Below are 3,412 nucleotides of genomic sequence, written 5' to 3' on the forward strand. Positions count from 1 at the left end.
CGATCAATTTAAAATCAGAAATAATTATGCAAAATCTTTTAATGGTTTTAAAACCAGAATATTAAGTAAAATAACAGCATTAACATTTATCCAACTTGTAAACGTATTTGTCTTTAAAAGAAATATGAACAATATTAAAATCTCAATAATTTAATAATGCACTACGGGTTGCTTATAGTCATCAAGACCATTATTCGATAGATGGTTATTAGTTTCTATTTCTGTTTTTACTTCTGTCTCGTTTTCATAAGCACCACCAATATCACAATGCACACCTGGAAAATTTTTCTCAATTCCAGTTTTCATTCGCGTTAACCGAAAGTTTTTTCTGTGCTCATCTTGTGCGGTAAAATGTACTGCTTTAGTTACCCTTAAAGAGTTCAGGTTTAATTGTGCAACATCATTTTTAAACAAGTCATTTTTTAAACTTCTCGCTATATTTATTTTTAAAATCACACCGTTATCATAGGTTTCTTCATAAGAGCAAACGGTTTCATAAATTCCTAAAAAACGATTAGTAACAGACAGACCTTCTAATTCTTCGAGGCTTAAAACACCTTCGCTTATTAAATAATAGCCAAGCAAACCACGCACAGGCATTTTGCCATCTTTTACCGCAGATGCATCTACAGCATGCCAATCACCGTCTTTATAAGTGGTTTTGTTCTCATAAATTGGTATTACACCATCATTACCTAAAGAGCGGCTATTTCTGTAGCCAACTTTTTCTCTCTTTGTTTTTGATCTGGGTGTTTCCTGCTCCTTTACCACTACTTCATACGCAAAGTTTCTAGCTGCAGCTGCACCACGGCTGAATCCGAAGACATCAATTGTGATTTCAGATAAAACTTTATTTTTGTTGTCTTTTCTGTTCTTTTCCTCACCTATTTTTAATGCTAAATTTTTGCATCCTTTTCTTACTTTTCCTCTAATCCCCGTTTTTCCTGCGCCATACATAAAGCCATGTGTATTGTCTTCTGCAATATCATCAGTGGGATTTTGCATAGGATCATCAGTCCCTATTCCTGTTCCTATACCCTCAATATATTGAGCATATTTTTTTCTTTCACAGCACGTATATTTCCTTGCTACATTCGTGTAATCATTGGCATAACTATTATCTGTCCCTTGTTTATCAATGGCATCACGATGAGAATTTCGTAAATATTTTAAATATTCTTCATTATTCTTATCTATTTTAGTTTTTTTGTACATGTGGTACTTTTCATCCTGTTCATCCAAGGCAGCTTCATGTTTCTTTTCTTTTCTAGCAATTGTCTCATCATCATCATCCGGTTTTATATCGTTCCCTTTCTCTAAATACTTTTTACGAAGTTCGGTGTTCTTCATATTATTTAAAGTACCATCAAAAAACATCCCGAATGAAAGATGTAGTTCACCTACTGCTGCTTTTCCATTGCCTGTATTATATACAAATGTTCCCATATTTATTTGAATTGTTTTATTGCAAAAACCTCTAAATCTTCAGTTTTTATAAAAACTTCTTTACCATTGCTTCCTTTTAATTTCACTGTAAAAAAAGTATTTGCTTGGTTTATTTTAATCTCCATTGCTGCATTAGTTGTATTAAAATCTTCTGCAAATACTTCTTTAAATGCATTAAAAGTAGATAGCTCATTTAGTTTACAATTTGCCGCAATGATTTTATTTTCTTTTGACATCCAAGAAAAGGCTAATGTTTTCGGTAATGCATTTTTTGTATAATCAGATATAGGAAATTTTTGATTAAAAATATATTCACTTTCCCCATTGAAGTAGTCAACTCCAAACTCACCTTTTTCATCCAAAACAAGTCCATCTGGCAAATTAAAAACAGGTTTCCAGTTGTATTTTTTTCTATAAGAATCCCACAAACCAAAGGGGATTTCTTTGCCTTGCATTTCTTTGGGAACAATGTGAGGATTCTTCATCATTTTTTGGCGGTATTCAGGTTCAAATAAAAGATGATCATGGCTGTCTAAATTTTCTATTTCTTCACTTGGGATCACTACTTCCTTCCCTTGAAATCTACCAACTTCTATTTGCACGCCTAAACCTGCGATCCAAACCACACAAACACCTCCTGGCGTAAATCCCACTATGAAAGTATCATAATTTACATGACGAATATCTCCAGAACCATTTGTCAGTTTTACATCATAACCTTTTCTGAAATATTCTCTTATTTTTTCATAATCCAAATCTTCATCTATCTGGTAAAACTTTTCTTCTGCATAGGATAGAAAAACTACATTCAGATGATCAGGCAAAGATTTCACACCAGAACCCATTCCATAACTCGCTTCTCCCCAATAACCATTTCCTATGGTAGTTCCAGCTTTAAGACTGGTATAAGAACCTGTTCTTAAATTTTGCAATCCTCCTTTGTAAATATCTATTGGAAAGCCATAAGGACAGGAAGTTGCATCTTTCCAATCATAAATTTCTGAACTCATATTTTTTGTTTTATCATTATTTTTTTGGCAAGACAATAGCTGGCTAACAAGTATTAGAATCCAAACGCTATTCTTAATTATACTTTTGATCATAATTAAGTTGTTAAATAATTAAGAATTATTATTGACGAAATCGTAAAAAATAGTGTCATGATAATAAATGTTTTGAAAATAAACCTAATAGATTTATTCTTAAAAATTATACTTACTATAATAAATATCAGAAAAGCCATAATCATTAATCCAAAACTTAAATAAAATAAGATATATAAACCGTATCCGAGATCTTCACCATAAAATAGCAGGTCCACTAAAAAAAATATCAGACCAACTAAAATTGAACATGGGATGACTTTTAAAATGAAAAGGAGTTTTATTTGCAAAGTATTCATTATCCTTTATTAACTTTAGCATCAATTTTTCCCAACACTTTTGCTACACCTGCACTTTGTATCAAAATATCACCGTTTTTCGCTTTGTGAGTTGTTGTGGAAGTTGTCTCATTCAAATCTCCTATGATCGTAACTGTCTTATTTTCACTTACTGTTTGCTTATAATTTGTTGAGGTAAATTGATGGTTGTTAGTAATACTCATATTGTGATCTTCACCTACGCTCGTTGTCATATTTTTCCCTACATTGATATTCAAATTTTCTCCCGCATTAAAAGTCATATTCTTTGGCGCTGTCACCGTAATATTCCCCGCTCCATCCATAAAATAAGTAATCCCACTTGGATCTAAGATTGTCACACTTTTCTCATTGTCGTTCAACAGTACTTTAATTCTGACTTGTCCTAAAATAGGTTTACACAAAAAAGTGTAAAAATGAATCAAGAAAGTATAGCCATTTTAGGACAGTGGCGTAACAACAAGCTGTATTTCACAGATCATGAGAAAAAGTTGATTATCGAAGATTATCTCTCTGGGAATGAGACCAAGCAAACAGTTTATAGCC

General features: G+C 32.2%; 3 protein-coding genes and 1 pseudogene. 1 reads left to right on the forward strand and 3 read right to left on the reverse strand.

Annotated elements, in window-relative coordinates; translation table 11 throughout:
* Window positions 1–154, forward strand: a pseudogene (locus tag OA86_RS16075) (IS982 family transposase); the annotation flags it as partial.
* Here OA86_RS16075 and OA86_RS15035 read toward each other — a convergent pair.
* The 3 genes from OA86_RS15035 to OA86_RS15045 form a co-directional block, all read right to left on the reverse strand.
* The gene (locus OA86_RS15035) at window positions 151–1,446 is read right to left on the reverse strand and encodes a phospholipase effector Tle1 domain-containing protein (protein ID WP_039355133.1); all 1,296 of its coding nucleotides are present in this window, start codon (window positions 1,444–1,446) and stop codon (window positions 151–153) included. The pseudogene OA86_RS16075 and the gene OA86_RS15035 overlap by 4 nt on opposite strands.
* A 2-nt stretch (window positions 1,447–1,448) precedes the next feature.
* Window positions 1,449–2,549: a DUF2931 family protein gene (locus OA86_RS15040; RefSeq protein WP_074781450.1), complete on the reverse strand. Its 1,101-nt coding sequence runs from the start codon at window positions 2,547–2,549 to the stop codon at window positions 1,449–1,451.
* A 298-nt stretch (window positions 2,550–2,847) separates the two neighbouring features.
* A complete protein-coding gene (locus OA86_RS15045) occupies window positions 2,848–3,291 on the reverse strand; it encodes a hypothetical protein (RefSeq protein WP_126340507.1) in 444 nt (147 codons plus the stop codon).
* Between the last annotated feature and the right edge of the window lie 121 nt (window positions 3,292–3,412).

The organism is Kaistella jeonii, from assembly GCF_000812865.1.
GTDB classification, from domain to species: domain Bacteria; phylum Bacteroidota; class Bacteroidia; order Flavobacteriales; family Weeksellaceae; genus Kaistella; species Kaistella jeonii.